This is a genomic window from Amycolatopsis thailandensis (assembly GCF_002234405.1).
Classification (GTDB): Bacteria; Actinomycetota; Actinomycetes; order Mycobacteriales; family Pseudonocardiaceae; genus Amycolatopsis; species Amycolatopsis thailandensis.
In genome coordinates, this window is record NZ_NMQT01000015.1 from 80,808 (window position 1) to 98,282 (window position 17,475).

The 17,475-nt window shown below is 69.4% G+C and carries 15 protein-coding genes; 4 read left to right on the forward strand and 11 right to left on the reverse strand.

The genetic code is table 11. The features are described 5' to 3' along the window. Window positions 1–44: 44 nt before the first annotated feature. The 6 genes from CFP71_RS04135 to CFP71_RS04160 all read right to left on the reverse strand — a co-directional run bounded on the left by CFP71_RS04135 (window position 45) and on the right by CFP71_RS04160 (window position 5,817). On the reverse strand, window positions 45–701 hold the full coding sequence (locus CFP71_RS04135; protein ID WP_093932491.1) for a TrmH family RNA methyltransferase: 657 nt from the start codon (window positions 699–701) through the stop codon (window positions 45–47). 14 nt (window positions 702–715) lie between these two features. Continuing rightward, window positions 716–1,108: a DUF2784 domain-containing protein gene (locus CFP71_RS04140; protein WP_093932492.1), complete on the reverse strand. Its 393-nt coding sequence runs from the start codon at window positions 1,106–1,108 to the stop codon at window positions 716–718. 222 nt (window positions 1,109–1,330) lie between these two features. After that, window positions 1,331–1,894: an orotate phosphoribosyltransferase gene (gene pyrE, locus CFP71_RS04145; protein ID WP_093932493.1), complete on the reverse strand. Its 564-nt coding sequence runs from the start codon at window positions 1,892–1,894 to the stop codon at window positions 1,331–1,333. Between the two features lie 70 nt (window positions 1,895–1,964). Further along, on the reverse strand, window positions 1,965–4,499 hold the full coding sequence (locus tag CFP71_RS04150) for an FtsX-like permease family protein (protein ID WP_093932494.1): 2,535 nt from the start codon (window positions 4,497–4,499) through the stop codon (window positions 1,965–1,967). Continuing rightward, on the reverse strand, window positions 4,499–5,257 hold the full coding sequence (locus tag CFP71_RS04155) for an ABC transporter ATP-binding protein (RefSeq protein ID WP_093932495.1): 759 nt from the start codon (window positions 5,255–5,257) through the stop codon (window positions 4,499–4,501). The genes CFP71_RS04150 and CFP71_RS04155 overlap by 1 nt, the downstream gene beginning before the upstream one ends. Before the next feature lie 71 nt (window positions 5,258–5,328). After that, window positions 5,329–5,817, reverse strand: a complete 489-nt coding sequence (locus CFP71_RS04160; protein ID WP_093932496.1) for a PepSY domain-containing protein — start codon at window positions 5,815–5,817, stop codon at window positions 5,329–5,331. A gap of 63 nt (window positions 5,818–5,880) precedes the next feature. Between CFP71_RS04160 and CFP71_RS04165 the strand changes: the two genes are divergently transcribed. Continuing rightward, window positions 5,881–6,558: an MgtC/SapB family protein gene (locus CFP71_RS04165; protein ID WP_244199547.1), complete on the forward strand. Its 678-nt coding sequence runs from the start codon at window positions 5,881–5,883 to the stop codon at window positions 6,556–6,558. Window positions 6,559–6,701: 143 nt separating this feature from the next. On the opposite strand, the gene CFP71_RS04170 is transcribed toward CFP71_RS04165, so the two are convergent. Further along, window positions 6,702–7,469: an SDR family NAD(P)-dependent oxidoreductase gene (locus CFP71_RS04170; RefSeq protein ID WP_093932498.1), complete on the reverse strand. Its 768-nt coding sequence runs from the start codon at window positions 7,467–7,469 to the stop codon at window positions 6,702–6,704. A gap of 118 nt (window positions 7,470–7,587) precedes the next feature. Here CFP71_RS04170 and CFP71_RS04175 point away from each other — a divergent pair, with 118 nt between their 5' ends. Next, complete coding sequence (locus CFP71_RS04175) at window positions 7,588–8,721, forward strand: hypothetical protein (RefSeq protein WP_093932499.1); 1,134 nt, start codon at window positions 7,588–7,590, stop codon at window positions 8,719–8,721. Here CFP71_RS04175 and CFP71_RS04180 read toward each other — a convergent pair. The 4 genes from CFP71_RS04180 to CFP71_RS04195 all read right to left on the reverse strand — a co-directional run bounded on the left by CFP71_RS04180 (window position 8,718) and on the right by CFP71_RS04195 (window position 14,385). Further along, on the reverse strand, window positions 8,718–9,428 hold the full coding sequence (locus CFP71_RS04180; RefSeq protein ID WP_093932500.1) for a type III secretion system chaperone family protein: 711 nt from the start codon (window positions 9,426–9,428) through the stop codon (window positions 8,718–8,720). The genes CFP71_RS04175 and CFP71_RS04180 overlap by 4 nt on opposite strands. 546 nt (window positions 9,429–9,974) lie before the next feature. Continuing rightward, window positions 9,975–12,572, reverse strand: coding sequence for an ATP-dependent chaperone ClpB (clpB, locus tag CFP71_RS04185; RefSeq protein ID WP_093932501.1), 2,598 nt, complete (start codon window positions 12,570–12,572; stop codon window positions 9,975–9,977). Window positions 12,573–12,660: 88 nt separating this feature from the next. Next, the gene (locus CFP71_RS04190) at window positions 12,661–13,845 is read right to left on the reverse strand and encodes an MFS transporter (RefSeq protein WP_093932502.1); all 1,185 of its coding nucleotides are present in this window, start codon (window positions 13,843–13,845) and stop codon (window positions 12,661–12,663) included. A gap of 75 nt (window positions 13,846–13,920) precedes the next feature. Continuing rightward, window positions 13,921–14,385 (reverse strand): MarR family winged helix-turn-helix transcriptional regulator, encoded by a 465-nt coding sequence (locus CFP71_RS04195; RefSeq protein ID WP_093932503.1) that lies wholly within the window; start codon window positions 14,383–14,385, stop codon window positions 13,921–13,923. A gap of 270 nt (window positions 14,386–14,655) precedes the next feature. Between CFP71_RS04195 and CFP71_RS04200 the strand changes: the two genes are divergently transcribed. Both CFP71_RS04200 and CFP71_RS04205 read left to right on the forward strand, forming a co-directional pair. Beyond that, window positions 14,656–15,861: a globin domain-containing protein gene (locus CFP71_RS04200; protein ID WP_208635878.1), complete on the forward strand. Its 1,206-nt coding sequence runs from the start codon at window positions 14,656–14,658 to the stop codon at window positions 15,859–15,861. 454 nt (window positions 15,862–16,315) lie between these two features. Then, window positions 16,316–17,416 (forward strand): globin domain-containing protein, encoded by a 1,101-nt coding sequence (locus CFP71_RS04205; protein WP_167405994.1) that lies wholly within the window; start codon window positions 16,316–16,318, stop codon window positions 17,414–17,416. Window positions 17,417–17,475: the final 59 nt, after the last annotated feature.

Below are 17,475 nucleotides of genomic sequence, written 5' to 3' on the forward strand. Positions count from 1 at the left end.
TTGCGTGTGCAACTACCGCATTCAGAGGACGAAACGCGAGGGGGTTACCAGGCCTTGGCGAGGTCGGCGTGCTGCCGGACCCAGGCGTGCATGACGATCCCGGCGGCGACACCGGCGTTGATCGAACGGGTCGTGCCGAACTGCGCGATCGAAACGACCAGCGACGCGGTCTTCTGCGCCTCGGCCGACAACCCAGGCCCCTCCTGACCGAACAGCAGGACACACTCGCGCGGCAGCTCCGCTGTCTCGACGGGCTGCGAGCCGGGAGTGTTGTCGACGGCGACGACGGCGAGGCCTTCCGCGGCGGCGAAGGTCAGCAGCCCGTTGACGTCCTCGTGGTGGAGAAGGTGCTGGTAGCGGTCGGTCACCATGGCGCCGCGCCGGTTCCAGCGCCGCCGTCCGACGATGTGCACGGCGGCCGCGGCGAACGCGTTCGCCGTCCGGACCACGGTGCCGATGTTGTGATCGTGCTGGAAGTTCTCGATCGCCACGTGGAACGGATGCCGCCGCGAGTCCACATCGGACACGATGGCCTCGCGCCGCCAGTAGCGATACGGGTCGACGACGTTGCGGCGGTCGCCATTGGCCAGGAGTTCCGGGTCGTAGCGCTCGTCCGCGGGCCACTCGCCTTCCCACGGGCCGACGCCGACCTCTTCCCGCGCCACCCATTCGGTGGGGCCGGCCTCTTCCGACTGAGTCACCGGGTGATTGTCACTCAGCCCATGCTGACGCGGTGCGCCGGTGCGTCCCCGTCCTGGTGGCGGTGACGCCAGCGCTGGTACGTGCCGACGTAGGAGATGATCACCGTCGCCATCGCGATCACGGCGACGAGCGGCAGCGACGAGCGCGGGAACACGGTGTCGTAGAGGTAGTAGGCGTTGAAGCCGCCGGGCAGATCGCCGAGGCCCTGCTGGTGCCGGAAGAAGTTCTCGGCGGCCGTCAGCGGGCACGGCCACGGGAAGACGTTGACGAGAACACCCCATGCGGCGAAGAACACATGCACGAAGATCACCTTCGGCCACCGCCACGCGAGAAAACCACCGAATCCGATGAACATCAGCGCGAAAATGTGCACCGCGACTGTCACGTTCGCCAGGAAACCCGCCACCTCAAGCCCCCTTTCACACCCCTACCAGCGACGTTACCCCTCTCACCTTGAGAAACGCTCACGAAAAAAAGGGGCATCCTCCGTTCGCACACGGAGGATGCCCCCTTTGGGCTGAGGTAATCAGGACAGAGAGCGGAGCTGAAAGATGTGCCCGAAATGGGGCCGAACGCGTGAACCCGCCCTGCCGACGTCGATCGCGGACGCGGGTTCACCACCAGGTGATCAGGACAGACCGAGGTCGTCCTTGTTCAGGATGTAACGGTATTCGAGGCCTTCCTTCTCGATGGCCTCGCGCGCTCCGGTGTCCCTGTCGACGACGGTCGCGACGCCGACCACGTTCGCGCCCGCCTCGCGCAGCGCCTCGACGGCGGTGAGCACGCTGCCGCCGGTGGTCGAGGTGTCCTCGACGGCCAGCACGCGCTGCCCGAGCACCTCGACGCCTTCGATCCGGCGCTGCATGCCGTGCGCCTTGGCGCCCTTGCGGACCACGAACGCGTCGAGCACGACACCGTCGGTCGCCGCGGAGTGCAGCATGGCCAGCGCCACCGGGTCCGCGCCGAGGGTCAGGCCGCCGGCGGCGACGTAGTCCCAGTCGTGGGTGAGCTGGCGGAGCAGCTTCCCGATCAGCGGGGCGGCCGCGTGATGCAGCGTCGCCCGCCGGAGATCGATGTAGTAGTCGGCTTCCTTGCCGGAAGACAAGGTCACCTTGCCGTGCACGACGGCGAGTTCGCCGACCAGTCTCGCCAGTTCGAGTTTCGCCGCTTGATCCAACCCGGGGTACGCCACGGCCGAGAGTCTTACACACGGCCTGTGGCGCACCGCCGGGGTGTTTCCCACGGAGCCGGACCCGGGGTGCTCAGTCACTGCCGGACGTCGCCGCGTCCACGGCCGGGCCCCGGGTCGCCAACCAGGCCGGGACCAGGGTCGCCACCAGCGCGAGCGCCGCGGCGAGCCCGATGATGGACAGGTAGATCAGCGGGGAGCCCATCGGCAGCAGGGAATCGGCCGCCACCAGGCAGAACGGGATGATGGAGCCCGCCGCGACGACGGTGCCGAGCACGATCCCGGTCAGCGCGACGAGTCCGCCTTCGAAACCGGCCATCCGCAGCACCTGCGCCCTGGTGGAGCCGGTGAGCCGCTGGAGGCCGAACTCGCGGCGCCGTCGCACGGTCGCCATCACCAGCGTGTTGGCGACCGAGATCACCGTGTAGGCGATGATCATCCCGACCAGCAGGTAGTTGACCCACGCGCCGACGGCCTGGTCCTTGTCGTGCGCCGCGATGAGCGCGCCCCGGTCGCCGACGAACACCGGCAACCCGGCCGTCGCCTCGCGAAGCCGTTCGGTGAGCGCCGCCGGATCGACGTCCGGGGCGGCCCGGACCAGCAGCTGCGGAGCAAGTCCGGCAGTGGTGTGCGGGGCGAGCAGATCGGCCGGGAACAGCAGGCTCTCGAAGCCGCGGCGCTGGCTGGTCACCGCGACGACCTCGACGTCGACCGGGGTGCCGTCACCGAGCCTCAGGCTCACCGTGTCGCCGACGCCGCGGTCGAAGTCCTTCGCGTAGACGTCGGGGAGCGCGACGGTCCTGCCGGTCAGCGCCTTCAGGTCGCCCTGGGTCACCTTGGTGTCGATCGTCGCGTTCGCGCCGGACGCGGTGAGGCCGATCGCCGGGCGTCCGTCGTCGGAGGAGTCGTACGGCGCTTCGAGGAACACGCTGCTGGTGACGTATTCGGACGCTCCGGCGACACCGGGGACGGCCTGGATCCGCTGGACGAGGTCCGGGGACAGCCCGCCCGCCGCGGATCCGATCACCGCGTCGGCGCGGACGTCCTCGGTGAAGGCCTGGTTGGCCAGCTCCTGCTGGGTGGTCTGGAGGTAGATGTTGGCGGTCGCGATCCCGACGGCGAGCATGATCGGGGTGACCGCGCCCGCCGCCCGGACGATCCCGGCCCGGGTGTTGAGCACGGCGAGCCGGGCGTCGATGCCGCCGAGCAGGCGCATCGGCCACTGGAGGATCGCGGTCGTCACCTTGGCGACGCCGGGGGTGATCATCGCGACGCCGATCGCCCAGAGGATCACCGCGGGTCCGGCGGTGCTGGCCGCGATCGGACCGGTCATCACCGCGACGGTCACGATGGCCAGCGCGGTGCCACCGCCGAAGCAGAGGGCCGCGACCACGAACCGCGTCGGGGTCAGCCAGCGGCGGGTGACCGCGGCCTCGGCGAGCGCCTCGGTCGGCCGGATCTTCCCGGCGCGGCGGCCGGCCACGAAGGCGGCGATGAACACCGCGAGCATCGCGGCGCCCGCGCCGACGACGGCGGGCAGCCAACCCTGGTAGAACCGCAGAACCGCTGGGGCGACGCCGTTTTCGACGAGCTGTCCGAAGAGCCATTCGCCGAGGAACGGGCCCAGTACGGCGGCGAGCGCGGTCGCGAGCAGGCCGACGACCAGCGCCTCGCCGAGCACCATGCGCCGGAGCTGACGCGGGGTCGTGCCGATCGCCCGCATCAGGGCGAGTTCACGGGAACGCTGCTGGGTGGACAGGCTCAGCGTGCTCGCGACGACGAACATCGCGACCATCACCGAAAGCCCGCCCGCCACTCCGGCGATGACGATCAGGTTGGTCCCGCTCGTATCGGCCTCGGGGAACTCCGCGACACCGCGGTCGATCCCGGTCAGGACGTTCGCGCCGGTCGCGACCCCGGCGACCTTCGCCTGCACCGCTTCGACGTCGGCGCCCGGCACGGTGAAGACACCGATGGCGTCGGCCTTGCCGGGATACCCGGAGAGCCGGGCGGCGTCGGTGGCGGAGAAGAACACGGCGGCCCGCGTGATCGAACGCGGCGAACCGGCCACGCCGGCGACCCGGAACGATTCGACCTTGCCGCGCGCGGCGACGTCGACCCGGTCACCGGGCTTCAAGCCCGACGCTGACTCGACGACGACCTCGCCCGCGGCGGGGGCGGTGCCCGTGACCAGTGCGTACGGGGTCAGCGCGGCGGAATCCCAGGCGTGCCCCAAGGCGGGCTGATCGCCTGTCGTGAGCGGAAAGCTCACTTCGCTGACGACGTCCGAAACGCCGGGGACGGTGCGAAGACGGGAGACGAGCCCGTCGTCGAGCCGGACGCGCTCGGGAAGCCGCGCGTCCTCGAACTTGCGTTTGTCGTCGGCGTCGAGGGAGGCCGGGTCTTCCTTGGGCATTTCGAAGGTCTGACCGCCGGTGACGACGATCGGGGCGGCGGCGAGGCGCTGCGGTTCCGCGTTGCCGCGGATTCCGGTCTCCATCAGGCCACCGCAGGAGGCGACGATCAGCGCGCCGAAGAAGACGGCGATGAAGGTTCCGATGAACCCGCCCTTGCGCAGGCGCAGGGTCCGGAAGGCGAGTCGCAGCATCACGCACCCACCCGCGAAGGGCTGCCCCAGGCACCCAGGTGGGTCATGCGCTCGGCGACGACGTCCGCCGTCGGCGCGTGCAGTTCGTCCGCGATCCGGCCGTCGGCGAGGAAGATGACGCGGTCGGCGTAGGAGGCGGCCATCGGGTCGTGGGTCACCATGATCACCGTCTGGCCGGTGCTGCGGACGGAATCGCGCAGCAGCCCGAGGACCTCGGCGGCGGTGCGGGTGTCGAGCGCTCCGGTCGGCTCGTCGGCGAAGACCACGGCGGGCCGGGTGACGAGCGCCCGGGCGATCGCGACGCGCTGCGCCTGCCCGCCGGAAAGCTCGCCGGGAAGGTGCTTGCGGCGGCCGGAAAGCCCGACGCGGTTCAGCATCTCCTCGACGAGGCGGCGATCCGGCTTGGCGCCGGCGAGCTGCTGCGGGAGCGTGACGTTCTGCTCGACGGTCAGCGCCGGGAGCAGGTTGAAGGCCTGGAAGATGAAGCCGACCCGGTCGCGGCGCAGCTTCGTCAGCTTCGTCTCGCTCATCCCGGCCAGCTCCTGCCCGTCCAGCATGACGGACCCCGATGTCGGCCGGTCCAGCCCGGCCGCGCAGTGCAGGAAGGTGCTCTTGCCCGAGCCCGAAGGGCCCATCACCGCGGTGAAGCCGCCACGCGGAAAGGCCAGCGACACCCCGTCCAGGGCGACGACGCCCTTGCCGTATTCCTTGCGGACGCCGTCGAGCCGGACCGCGTCGCCGTTCCACCCACTGTTCATGGGGAAAACCCTAGGAATCCCAGGTCGAAAGCACCCTGGGGCGAGCGTGCGTCTCCTGGGTAGGGCGGGCCCTACCGCACCGTGCCGGTCTTGGCGTCCACGTCGACGTCGTGCTCGATCCCCTTGCCGTCGCGGAGCCCGACCTCCCAGACGAGGGCGCCGTCGGTCGCGCGGTCGATCTCCATCTCGTCGAGCTCACCGGGCTGACTCTGCTGCGCGGCCTGAAGCGCCTTGACCGCGTCGACACTCGCTTGCTCGACCTTCGCCATGTCGTCGCTCGGCTTGGCGGTCTGCTGATCGCCGAGGACCTGACCACCGTCCCGGCTCACCCGGACCTTGTGTTCCTGCCCCTGCGACGCGACCTTGATCTCCCACCCGTCGGGCCCGGGCTCCACATCGAAGACCCGCCCGCCGGGCACGGCACCGGCCGCCGCTTGGATCGCCTTGACCGGCTGGGCGCGGCCCGCGCTCTGCCCTGGTGCCGCCGGTCCGGGCTCGGTGGAACAACCGGCCAAGACCAGCGTCAGCACCCCGGCCGCGACAAGACGTGGTGACCTCATGATCCGCGGGTACCCGCCCGGTGCGGCCCCGAATCGTCGCCGGCGGGATGGCACTGTGGGGTGATGGTTTCCGACGGACAGGGCTGGCTCCAGGTCGGTGAACTGACGATGGCGTTCGCGCTGTCGGCGGCGATCGGGCTGGAACGGCAGATAAGGGGCAAAAGCGCCGGATTGCGAACCCAGACCATCGTGGGTACGGCGTCCGCGCTGATCCTTTTGGTCAGTAAATACGGTTTCGGCGACATCCTCGCGACCGGGCAGGTGGTCCTCGACCCGTCCCGGATCGCCGCGCAGATCGTCTCCGGTGTCGGCTTCCTCGGCGCCGGACTGATCATCACCAGGCAGGGCGCGATCCGGGGACTCACCACGGCCGCCGCCGTCTGGGAGACCGCGGCCATCGGCATGGCTGCGGGCGCCGGACTGTTCTTGCTGGCGATGGTGGTGACAGCCATGCACTTCGTGGTGGTGCTCGGTTTCACTTGGCTGACCAAGCACTTGCCGGGTGGCACGGGCACGACCAGGCTTCGCGTGAGTTACGCGGACGGGAAGGGAGTGCTGCGCGACCTGCTGGAGCTGTGCACGAAGCGCCGGTGGTCGGTCACGTCCCTGCGGATCGCCGGCGACCGGGACGGCGAGGTGACGGTGACGCTCGATCTCACCGGACCCGATCACGCCAACGCCGTCACCGTGCTGGCCGCGGCCGACGGGGTGCGGTCGATCGAAACCACGGACGACGATTAGCTCGGTGCCGGCGGGCGTGCCCGCGTGATCGGAGACGGATCTCGCGTGTTTGGAGACGGATCTCGCGTGATCAGAGGCGGATCTCGCGTGATCGAGGGCGGATCTCGCGTGATCGGAGACGGAACACGCGAGCGCGACGTCGATCAGGTGCGGCCCTTGCCGCCGAACCCGCCACCGAGTTTGCGCAGCACCGCGCGCGGCAGCAGGCCACCGACCGCGACGATCGCCTTGTACTGCAGGCTCGGCACCGAGATCACCTTGCCGCGCCGCAGATCCGCGAGCGCCTCGTCGACGACCTGGTCCACGCCGAGCCAGAACGCCTTCGGGCCGGGCCTGTCCAGTCCCGCCCGCTCGTGGAACTCCGTGGTGGTGAACCCGGGGCAGAGCGCCATCATGCGGATGTTCTTCGGCAGCGAGGCGGCGATGCCCTCGGTGAACGAGGTGACCCAGTTCTTGCTGGCCGTGTACGTCGAGCCGCGGCCGCTGAAGAAACCGGCGACCGAACTGACGTTGATGATCGCGCCATGGCCGCGTTCGATCATCCCCGGCAGCGCGGCGCGGGTCAGCCGCAGGACCGCGGTGACGTTGACGTCGAGCTGACGCTGGAGCGCGTCCGGCGGGATGGTCCAGAAATCGCCGTTGAGGCCGAAGCCCGCGTTGTTCACCAGGAGGTCCACCGGCGCTTCGGCCAGGCGGTTCTCGACCAGCTCACGTCCGTCCACTTCGGACAGATCGGCGGGCAGGACGACGACGTCGACGCCGTGCGCCTCGACCAGTTCCGCGGCGAAGCCCTCCAGCCTGTCGACGTCGCGGGCGACAAGCACGAGGTCGTACGCCTCGCCGGCCAGCCTGCGCGCGAACTGCGCGCCGATGCCGGCGGTGGCGCCGGTGATCAGGGCGGTTTGAGTCATATCGGGAACCTACTCCTCGGTCGGGTTCCGGAAAGGGCCCGGACGCGCCGGTGTGAGGGTCACCCACCGTGGGGGTTTGACGTGCAATGGCGAAAGTCGGGAAGTATCGTCCCGCCCCATGGGGAAGCACAGCAGGCGCAAGCCGAGCTACCTGCCCAAAGTCGCGGCCGGCGCGGCGCCGCTGGCGTTGCTGCTCGCCGGTCCGGGAACCGCGCTCGCCACCCAGACGGACCCGGCGATCCCGCTCCCTCTCGACCACCAGCGCGAAGGCACCCTCGAACGCGGTGTCGGCTTCAGCAGCGAAGGGGACACGTCCGTCTTTCGCGGCTTCCTGACCAGCACTGAACGGAACGTCTACAGCAAGGACCTCGGCGACGCGAAGGTCGTCGCGGACGTCCGTCGCTCGGTGAGCGAGACCGTCGAAACCCGCGACGGCGTCACGGCCCGCCCGGACAAGGTCGGCGCGCTCGCCGCGGCGAAGACCTCCGAAGCCGCCGTGCAGGGCCAGCGGGAGACGGTGAAGCTCGACCGCTACGGCAGTGTCGTGTCCGGGAACGAGACCCAGCTCGAGAGGACCGGCGCACGGCTGACCGAGGCGGCGCTCGACCCGCGCACCGGCGCCCCCACTCTCGTCTCCGAGGACAGCCGCGGGCTTCGCGCGGCCGAGGGGACCTATCACGCCGTCCGCCCGCTGCCCGGGGTCGGCGTGATCAACGAGACCCAGCAGCACACCGGCGGGGAACTCGGCCGGGGCCTGCGGCTCGACGGCGGGTTCTCCGGCGTCCTCGGCGGCGCGCTGGAAGCGGGCCGGTCTTCCGGGCACGGGGTCGACGTCGGCGATTTCGCCGCCATCGGGGCGACGTCGGCGCAGCACGGGATCGGCCGGTTCAAGGGTGTCCTGCCGATGGACGCCGGCTCGGGCCTCGGCTACGGCCAAGAGCACGCTTTCGGCGGCACGATCGGGCCGGGAACCGGGTTGGTGACCACCGGGCAGGACGCGGACCTGGCGCAGAACGGCGCCGGACTCACCGGGTCCGGTTCGAACAGGATCAGCGGCGATCTCGGCATCGGTGAGGTCGCGTCCGCTCGCGGCAGCACGACGACGTCACTTCGCGGGGTCCTGCCCACCGCAGATCCCGCGCAGGCTGGACGGGTGACGCAGTCCGGGACGCTCGACCTGACGCTGCTCGGTCAGCCGTCGCACACCGGCTTCACCGCCGGCGCGCTCCCGCTGGAGATCAAGCGGTCCTAGCTCTGGGGCTCGACGTCCTCAGGAGCATCGGCCTGCCAGTGACGGCCCGGGGTCGAGGCGTTGTCGTACTCCTCGTCGAACGGGTCCACGATGTCGGCGATCTCGCCGAGGTCGCGCAGCAGCCGCTCCAGCCGCGACGGCCCGGCGTTCGGGGCGACGCTCGCGAGCACCCACTCGTTTTCCAGCCACGCCACGCCGACGTCGCCGCCGAGTGAGTCGGCCGCGTCGACGAGTTCCTGCGTGATCACCTTGCGGGCACCCTCGGAATCGTCCGCGAAGGCGTAGCGCTGGCCGATCGGGCCGAGCATCTCGGGCATGTCCTGGCGCTGGAACGGCACGCTGGACAGCCACATCTCCAGCGGCGTCTCGTGCACGCGGTTGCAGCGCACGGCGACGACGACCGCCGGGATCTGCCCCTCGGACTCGATGTCGAAGATGAAGACGGGACGCCGCCCGTCGGAGGTGAAGGTGGACCCGGCCACGACGTTGACCGCCATCTGGGCGCCGAAGTACCCGATCGCGCCCTTGGACCACTGCTTCGGCAGCCGTTCGTCCTCTTCGACGAACTGCCAGCCGCGCAACTCGGCCCAGCGCATGCGCTCGCGATTGCGCGAGCCCTCCTTCGCCCGGTCGGCCGCGAGCAGCGCCAGCCCCGCCACCAAGGCGACGGCGGCGATGACGAACCAGATCCACGCCGGAATACCCACGACGGTCAGGGTATCCCCCTGCCCTCACCGGATGTGATCGCCGGGCGCCGTGTCGCGCACCCCTTTCGGTGCCGGGCCCGGGAAAGACCACGAAAGACGCGGTGAAAGGTCGACAAATCGCTGTGTCGCCAAGGGCTTCAGGGTGTTTGCCGCGACGCTGCAATTGCGGACCCGCGTGACCAGACGGACGACACGTGGTGGGGGTCAGGTCGGGCGTTTGGTCGTGAGTGGCAAGGACGGTTCCGACGGACTCGTATTTGCCTACCCACTGATGTGGCTGGCGAGTGTGGAGGATTTGGGACGTTGAGTGTCCCGGATCTTCCACGCTCGACTGGTGCTGGATAGTGGAGTGTGGTCGACCTCGTCTGCCATCGGTCCTGACCGATACGACCTTGATCAACGGAGGATCGGGGACGTTGAGTGTCCCGGATCATCCGTTGATCAAGGTCCGAGGCTGGGCGCTCCTGGCGATTCCTCGTGAGTGGCAGAGACGGTTCTAACCGTCCTTGCCACTCACGAGGACCGGACCGATGGCCCACCGCGACCTCACTCCACCCGAGTGACCGTGAGGACCTCCGAAGCCTCCTGGGACGGGATGTCGACCCGCACCGTGTCACCGTCCCGGATCTCACCGGCCAGCAGCTGTTTCGCCAGCTTGTCGCCGATCGCCGACTGCACGAGCCGCCGCAGCGGCCGCGCGCCGTAGATCGGGTCGAAGCCGTTCAGCGCGAGCCACTCGCGGGCCCCGGCGGTGACCTCCAGCGTCAGGCGGCGCCGCGACAGCCGGGCGGCGAGCCGCTCGATCTGGATGTCCACAATGGACGTCAGTTCGTCGGTGCCGAGCGCGTGGAAGACCACGATGTCGTCCAGCCGGTTCAGGAACTCCGGTTTGAACTGCCGCTGCACCACCGACATCACCGCGTCGTTGCGCTGACGCTCGTCGAGCGCCGGGTCGGCGATGGCCTGCGAACCGAGGTTCGAGGTCAGCACCAGGATGGTGTTGCGGAAGTCCACCGTCCGGCCCTGGCCGTCGGTGAGCCGTCCGTCGTCGAGCACCTGGAGGAGCACGTCGAACACGTCCGGGTGCGCCTTCTCGACCTCGTCGAGCAGCACCACCGAATACGGCCGCCTGCGCACCGACTCGGTCAGCTGCCCGCCCTGGTCGTAGCCGACGTAGCCCGGAGGCGCCCCGACCAGGCGCGCCACCGAGTGCTTCTCGGCGTACTCGCTCATGTCGATCCGCAGCATCGCGCGCTCGTCGTCGAACAGGAACTCGGCGAGGGCCTTCGCCAGCTCGGTCTTGCCGACGCCGGTCGGGCCGAGGAACAGGAACGAACCGGTCGGCCGGTCGGGGTCCGCGACGCCGGCCCGGGTGCGGCGCACCGCGTCCGAGACGACCTGCACGGCCTCCTTCTGCCCGATGACGCGCCTGCCGAGCTCCTCCTCCATCCGGAGCAGCTTCCCCGTCTCTCCCTCCAGCAGCCGTCCCGCCGGGATGCCGGTCCACGCGCTGACCACGTCGGCGACGTCGTCCGCGCTGACCTCTTCCTTGAGCATGACGTTCTGCTGGCTGACCTCACTGGCGGCCGTCGCGGCTTCGAACTCCTTCTCCAGCGCGGGAATCCGGCCGTAGCGGAGTTCGGCGGCCTTGCCGAGGTCGCCGTCGCGTTCGGCGCGCTCGGACTCGCCGCGCAGCTGCTCCAGCTGCTCCTTGAGTTCGCGGACGCGCTCGATCGAGCCCTTCTCGTTCTGCCAGCGCGCCGTCAGCGCCGTCAGCGTCTCCCGCTTCTCGGCCAGCTCCGACCGAAGCGCGGCGAGCCGCTCCTTCGAGGCGGCGTCGTCCTCTTTGGACAGCGCCATCTCTTCGATCTCCATACGCCGCACGGCGCGTTCGACCTCGTCGATCTCGACCGGCCGGGAGTCGATCTCCATGCGGAGCTTCGACGCGGCCTCGTCGACCAGGTCGATCGCCTTGTCCGGCAGGAACCGGGCGGTGATGTAGCGGTCGGACAGCGTCGCGGCGGCGACCAGCGCGGCGTCGGTGATGCGCACGCCATGGTGCACCTCGTACCGCTCCTTGAGCCCGCGCAGGATGCCGATGGTGTCCTCTGTGGACGGTTCGCCGACCAGCACCTGCTGGAAGCGCCGCTCCAGCGCGGCGTCCTTCTCGATGTGCTGGCGGTACTCGTCGAGCGTGGTCGCGCCGACCATCCGCAGCTCGCCGCGGGCGAGCATCGGCTTGATCATGTTGCCCGCGTCCATCGCGCCCTCGCCGGTCGCGCCCGCGCCGACGATGGTGTGCAGCTCGTCGATGAAGGTGACGACCTCGCCCGCGGAGTCGGTGATCTCCTTGAGCACGGCCTTCAGCCGCTCTTCGAACTCGCCGCGGAACTTGGCGCCCGCGACCATCGAGCCGAGGTCCAGCGCCACCACGCGCTTGCCGCGCAGCGATTCCGGCACGTCACCGGCGATGATGCGCTGGGCGAGCCCTTCGACGATGGCCGTCTTGCCGACGCCGGGCTCGCCGATGAGCACCGGGTTGTTCTTGGTGCGGCGCGAGAGCACCTGCACCACGCGGCGGATCTCGGTGTCGCGGCCGATCACCGGGTCCAGCTCGCCGGCGCGGGCTCGCGCTGTCAGGTCGACGCCGTACTTCTCCAGCGCCTTGAACGTGCTTTCCGGATCCGCGCTGGTGATCCGCGCCGAGCCGCGCACCTTGGCGAACGCCTCGCGCAGCGCGTCCGGGGTGGCGCCGTGCCGTTTGAGCAGGTCGGCGACCGGGCCGCCCTCGGTGGCGAGGCCGACGAGGAGGTGCTCCGTCGAGACGTACTCGTCGCCGAGTTCGGTCGCGAGCTTCTGCGCGTGCGTCAGCGCCTTGACCGCGTTCGTGTCGAACTGCGGGCTCGACACGGTGGCCCCGGTCGCCGACGGCAGCGCCGCGATCAGCGGCTCCAGCTCCTTGTGCACCTGCTCCGGATCGGCCCCGACCGCGGTCAGCAGCGGTGCGGTGAGCCCCTCACCCTGCGCCAGCAGGGCGCCGAGCAGATGCGCGGCCGCCACGTGCGGGTTGCCCGCCATCGTGGCCGCCTGCGCCGCCGACGAGATCGCCTGCTGGGTCTTCGTGGTCGGGTTGAAAGCGTCCATCCCTCACCTCGTACTAGGTCTTGCGAAGTTCTTGTCGACTCGTACAACGTCAGAAAAGTTGAGTCTGTTCCGCTCAAGTCTGAAAAGTTCAGCCGCCCGTCGGCGAGACGGCCTCCGCGGGCAGGCGCGGGCCCACCCGGCCGAGCCCGACGACGGCCGCGCAGGCACACGCGGCCACGAGCACCCACGGGATCCACACTGCCACGGAGAACAGCCCGACGACGGCCGGAGCGATCACCGCGGCGAGCGTGAACGCGTATTGGAAGGCCGCCAGATAGCGGCCACGGGCCTCCGGCGGCGCCGCGGCTTCGGCCAGCGCCCCGGACCGCGGACCGAACGCGAGATCGCCCGCCGCGAGCACGAGGGTCGCGCAGAGCAGGTAGATCGGCTGCAAGACCTTCGGCACGAACACCACCAGGAGGCACGCCAGGCACCACACGGCGAACAACGCCGAGCCCGCGCGCATGGCGGAGATCCGGGTCAGCCGCCGGGTGAGCCGCAGCCCGACGACTCCACCCAGACTGGTGACGACGGTGAGCAGCGCGATGATCGCGCCGGGCAGCCACCGGGGCCCCTGCAGGGCGTTGAAGACGTACACCGGCATCCCGATGAGGAAGAAGTCCATCGTGAGCGCGAAGAGCCCGCTGAACACGATCAGCGCCAGGTACGGGCGGTTCCGCCAGACCCGCGCGGGCCCCGTAAGCCGCCTCGGCCGCCGCCGGACCGGCGGCACCAGCGTCGAGAGGATGGCCGCGGCGACGACGAAAGTGGCGACGTCGATCATCACGGCGACGTACAGGCCCTCGCGCCCGATCCACATCAGCAGCCCGGCCGCCGCGAGCCCGCCCAGCCCGAAGCCCGCGGAGCGGACCATCGCGGCTTCGGCGAACGGCCGGTCCTTCGGCCCTTCGCCCGCCACGTCGGCGATGAGCGAGAACTGCGAGCTGTAGAACAACTGCTGCCCGGACGCGAGCATGACCGACGCGCCGACGACGCCGGCGAAACCACCGGCGAGCAGGAAAGCGCCCACTCCGGCGGCTTGCAGGACGTGGGCGCAGATCATCACCGTCCGCGGGCCGATCAGGTCGACGAGCCGTCCGGCGAACGCGGGGACGAGCAGCCCGGCCAGCGCACCGAGCGTGACCGCCGCCCCCGCCTGGGCGAGCGGCAGACCCACCACACGGATGACGAAGACGAGGCCCAGCGGGAGAAAGAGTCCCGAGCCGAAGTTGTCGATTCCCAACGCGACCAGCAACGCGACCCGGCTCCGCACCACTTCGACGCTACCGGCGTGACAGCGCTACGAAAGGTCCGTTCAGTCAAGACCGGCGGGTAGCAACAAAACCCCTCAGACGGGGCATGTGCGGCCGCCGAGGACCGCGCGGACATCGGCGTTCATCTCCGCCAGGCGAGTGGTCAACTCGATGACCTTTTCGTCGTCCCAGTCACCGAGCGCGCGCTCCATGAACTCCAGATAACCGGCCCGCCGCCGTCCCAATTCCTCGCGGCCCCGTTCGGAGATGCTGATGATCGACGCGCGGCCGTCCTCGGGGGCGGGACGGCGGTCGACCATCCCCGCCGCGGACAGCTGGGAGATTTGACGGCTCACGACCGAAAGGTCCACGAAACGTCGTTTGGCGAGTTCCGAGGGACGCGCCTCGCCGTGCTTCGCCAGATCGGAAAGCAGCATCGCGGCCGCCGGATGCAGACCGGGGTCGTCCTGCCAGGCCTGCATTATCCAGGCGTGCTGCAGTTGGGAGGCGGCCTTCAGCTCACGCATCAGTTCGACCCTGGCGTCGTCTGCGGAGCTCATCCGTGCCTCCCGGCTACTTGTACAGTACAACTTTATTCGGCGACGCTTGCGTAAGACAACTATTTACCTCGTGAGATCGCCCACTGCCACGCGGATTCGAGTACACCCGTCCGGAGCAACGATGCGGGCAAAAGGGCTCCCGGCAGCTAGTCTCGCGAACGAGGCCGGAACCAGCCGACCGGCCGACAGCCACTGACCGGAGAGGTGAATGGTCCGTGAATTCTTCTCCAGTGGTCCCTCGTCCGTGAACCTGGGAAACTCTCTTCCGGTATGCGCTTCCCGATCAGCGACTCCCAGCCCGTGACGGCCGACGCGGTCAGCCCGGTACCCCGGTCGTCGGCGCCACGCGAAGCCCCGCCCGCGGTCACCGCGATGGTGCGGCTCATCCGTGACACCTGGGCGAAGTCGGAACCGTTCATCCCGGAGATCTCACAGTTCTTCTACGGGATGCTGTTCACCCTCGCGCCCGCCACCCGCGACTTCTTCCCGATCAACATGGAGGTCCAGCGCGGCAGGCTGGTGCGCGCGCTGGTCCACATCGTGCAGATGGTCGACCGGCCGGACGACCTCGTGCCGTTCCTGACCCAGCTGGGCCGCGACCACCGCAAGTTCGGTGTCATCCCGCGGCACTACGAGGCCGTCGGCACCGCGCTGCTCGCCTCGCTCAAGAACCACCTCGGTCCGGACTGGACACCCGAGGTCGAACGGGCCTGGGCCGAGGCGTTCACCATCGTCGCCCGCGCGATGCAGGAGGCCGCCGCGGCCGACGTCAACCCGGCGTCGTGGTCGGCCACCGTGCTCGAACACCGGCGGCTCACCTGGGATCTCGCCCTGGTCCGCGTCCAGCCCGAATTCCCGGTGCCGTACCAACCGGGTCAGTACATGAGCGTCGAAGTCCCGCAGCGGCCGAGGCTCTGGCGCTACCTGTCCCCGGCGAACGCGCCGCGCGAGGACGGCGGGATCGAGTTCCACGTGCGCGCCGTCGACGGCGGCTGGGTGTCCCGCGCCATCGTCAGCCACACGCAGCCGGGCGACGTCTGGCGGCTGGGGCCGCCGCTCGGCAGGCTCGCCGTCGACCGGACCGACGGCCGCGACGTGCTGATGATCGCGGGCGGCACCGGCGTCGCGCCGCTGCGCGCCATTCTGGACGACCTCGCGCAATGGGGCGAGAACCCGAAGGTCCAGCTGTTCTACGGCGGACCGTCGCGTGAGGACCTTTACGACCTCGACGAGCTGCGCGCCCTCGCGGCCACGAACCCGTGGCTCACCGTGACCCCGGTGGTCGAGCACGGCGAGGAAGCACCCGGCTGCGTCCAGGGCACGTTGGCGGAAGCCGTTACACAGCAAGGATCCTGGCCGGGGCATCGCATCCTCGTCGCCGGCTCGCCCGCGATGATCCGGGCGACGGTGTCCCGGATGCTGGTCGCGGGCAGCGCGCTCGACCAGATCGCGTACGACCCCTTCACCATCGACTAGCCGCCTGAATTCGATTCCACAATGGTGATCAGTCGACGGCCGCATACCGTTACGTGACACCCGAATCACGGGGAAAACGCCACCCGATCGGGGGATCACACTTTCTCCGAGAACTGGCGAAAAACACTGTTGGACAAGGGAAATCCTGTCCTGCGTGATCACCTTCACTTAGTGCCAGAGGGGGTTGACGGCGCGTATATCGTTTGCTCCGTTCGAGCGGGAAACAACCATTCGTGGATCCTTTTGCGACTTTCGGGCCTACAGTCGAGATCCCTCGGGGGAAACAAGCACGATGACATCGGGTCTGGAGAATATGCCCGATCCAACTGGAGAAAATCGTTCACCCATGACTGCCGAAACAGTGAAGTACGAGCATCCACCCAGATCGTCCAGATCTTCACCGATTCCCGTTCCGCCGTTGATCGAGACACCCTCGGTGGACAAGACCGTCCAGATGGCGAAGCTCGTCCGGACGAGTTTCGCCGCTGTCGAAACGAAGGCCGACGAGCTCTCCCAGTACTTCTACGGTGCGCTTTTCTCCGTTTCGCCGGATACCAGGGCGTTGTTCCCGATCAACATGGCCACCCAACGAAATCGTTTACTGCGCGCGCTCGTCTACGTCGTGCAGATGGTGGACCGGCCCGAAGAACTCACCACCTTCCTCAGCCAGCTCGGCCGCGATCACCGGAAGTTCGACGTCCTCGGCCGGCATTACGACGCGGTCGGCGTCGCGCTGATCGCCACGTTGAAAAGGTTCTTGAAAGACGACTGGACGCCCGAAGTCGAGGAGGCCTGGGTCACCGCGTACGGCGTCATTTCGAAGACCATGCGCGACGCCGCGAGCAAGGAGATCGGGCCCGCGTGGTGGAAGGCGCCCGTCGTCGAGCACCGGCTCGTGTCCCCCGACGTCGCCATCGTCAAGGTGCGCACCGATCAGCCGCTCCCGTACCGGGCCGGCGGCTACGTCAGCGTCGAAGTCCCGCAGCGGCCCCGGATGTGGCGGTACCTCTCGCCCGCCACCGCGCCGCACGACAACGGGTTGATCGAGTTCCACGTGCACGCCGTGCGCGGCGGCTGGGTCTCCCGCACGATCGTCCACCACACCCGCTTCGGCGACGTCTGGCGCCTCGGTCCGTCGCTCGGCGCGCTTTCGGTGCACCACACCGAAAGCCGTCCGCTGCTGATGATCGGCGGCGGCACCGGCGTCGCGCCGCTGCTCGCCCTGCTCGACGAGATGGCGCGCTGGAAGAACAACCCGCCGGTGCACCTGTTCTTCGGCGGCCACCGGCCGGACGACCTGTACGCGCTCGACCACCTCCGCGTGCTGGCCGTCACCTGCCCTTGGCTGACGGTGACCCCGGTGACCGAGGAAGGCACCATCGCCGGTGGCGACCGCGGCACGCTGGCCACCGCGGTCACGCAGCGCGGCGCCTGGAAGGAGCGTGACGTGTTCGTCGCCGGTTCGCCGTCGATGATCCGCGCGACGATCGCGAAACTGCTCGCCGCCGGGACCGACCTGGCCCGGATCAAATACGACCCCTTCACCCTGGACTGAGCCCATACTTCGTTCGTATTAGGCCGATCGGCTGTTCTACCTGGGCCTGACGCAGCAGT